Genomic DNA, 1,761 nt, shown 5'->3' on the forward strand with positions numbered 1-1,761 from the left:
TCCGGCATCGCCAACCTCCACAACATCATCCTCGCCGGCTGACCACCGGCCCCATCCCACGCAACGCCTTCACCCAGTTACGAGACGTCCCTTAGCATTCCAGCTATGGCGATCACTCCGTCGCGTCAGCGCAATGCAGTCTCCGAGGGCATGGCCCTCGGCCTGATCATGTGCGACCGCTTCACGCTGACGTGGGACAAGGTTGCCATCGACCTGTCCTTCGAGGGCGCCTGGCGGTCGTGGGAGTACCGGCACCGCTTCTCCCAGGTCGACACCGACATCCGCCACGGCAGCGGTGGCGCCCGGGTGATGACCCGTGCCGACGAGGGCAAGCACACCTTCAACTTCTACTGGGACACCAGCGGGCGCGAGATTGCCATATACCCGCGAAACATCTGGTCGGACGGCGAAGTCGACGTCGACCAAGCGGCGGGTTGGATCGACGGTGACGTCCCGGCCGAAGGCTGGCAGGAGCTGGCCAAGGACTTTCTCCATCGCTACAAGAAGTGACCAATAGTCCGAAGCACCCAAATCCGTCAGTCTTTGTCGATCGATTGGCTCCATGACTGTGAATGTTCGGCGTTCTGTTCTCCAACGCCTCGGCAACGGAGTTGCCTCACGATTCGGTCGTCCGTACCTCGTGGGCACCATCTCGCAGGAGACCGGCTGCTCCGAGGCAGAGGTGTGGGAAGCACTATGGAGTCTTGTCGGCGACGGTCTGGTCTACCTAGACACCGTCGGCCAGGGCTCAGGCACTGACAACTGGCAGTGGCGCCTCTCGGCTGATGGGCAACGAGTCGCCAAGGGCGGCAGCTGGGAGCCGCGTGATCCGGATGGCTACCTGGATCGGATCCGCCGCGAGATCCCGGATCTCGACGACCTCATCGAGCTGTACCTCACTGAGGCCCTGCAGTCCTTCAACGGGCGGTGCTACCTAGCCACTTCCGTCATGCTCGGCGTCGCCGCCGAGCGCGCCTTCCTGGTCATGGCCCAGTCCTACGCCACCTCCTTGACGGCCGGCGCCCCGGCCATGGCCAAGGAGCTCGCCAAGCCACGCAGCAACTACTTCGCGCTGTGGACGGAGTTCCGAAAGCGCATCGAGCCGGTTCGACAGGATCTGCCGGACGGGCTCGCTGACGCTCTCACGCTCGACGCCATCGCTGACTTGATTCGCTTGACTCGCAACGAGGTGGGTCATCCGACCGGGCGGCAAATCGACGAGGACACGGCGCGGGTCCACCTGACGATCGCCCCGATGTACTTGCGCAAAATGCAGCAGCTCACCGTTCACTTCGCTGGTCCGTCTGCCGGAGCTGCGGCATGACACAGCTCCCGATCCCGGTCCACGTCGGGTCTGAGCCACCTGACCACTGGGACGACATCGAGGCCCGGCAGCGCCAGTTTGGTGAGGAAGCAGCACCGAGGCTGCAGGAGCAGCGTCGCCCAACGATCGCCAGTGCGACTCTCGATTGGGCTGCCCACGGATTTGAACCCCGATGGGTGGGGTTCGACACCGCCGACTGTGCAGTGGCTCTGCAGCCGAGTGTCTACTCCGGGCAGGGCGCCGAAGAGTTCAACCGCTTCCGGCAGGGCGCCGAGAGCCGAGGCGAGACCGCCCTAGTGATCAGCCCGATTGGTGACCTCGAAGACAAGCCGCGCAGTACCCTGAGCCATTTTCATCGTGACGGCGCAGGTCACGGGCGGTGTGGGAGGCCGGTGTCCAGGTAGGACGAGGCTCCCGGTAAGACAGCAATCGACCAA

2 protein-coding genes are annotated in these 1,761 nt (G+C 64.2%); both read left to right on the forward strand.

Going from position 1 to position 1,761, the window contains the following annotated elements:
- Positions 1–105 precede the first annotated feature (105 nt).
- Complete coding sequence (locus FB455_RS34085) at positions 106–510, forward strand: hypothetical protein (protein WP_186466485.1); 405 nt, start codon at positions 106–108, stop codon at positions 508–510.
- A gap of 130 nt (positions 511–640) precedes the next feature.
- The gene (locus FB455_RS34090; RefSeq protein ID WP_145755818.1) at positions 641–1,324 is read left to right on the forward strand and encodes a hypothetical protein; all 684 of its coding nucleotides are present in this window, start codon (positions 641–643) and stop codon (positions 1,322–1,324) included.
- The last annotated feature ends 437 nt before the right edge of the window (positions 1,325–1,761 follow it).

It is taken from the genome of Micromonospora sp. CNZ296 (assembly GCF_007827635.1).

Coding starts and splice junctions, on each gene's coding strand:
- FB455_RS34085 (WP_186466485.1), top strand. CDS start 106: ATGGCGATCACTCCGTCGCGTCAGCGCAATGCAGTCTCCGAGGGCATG.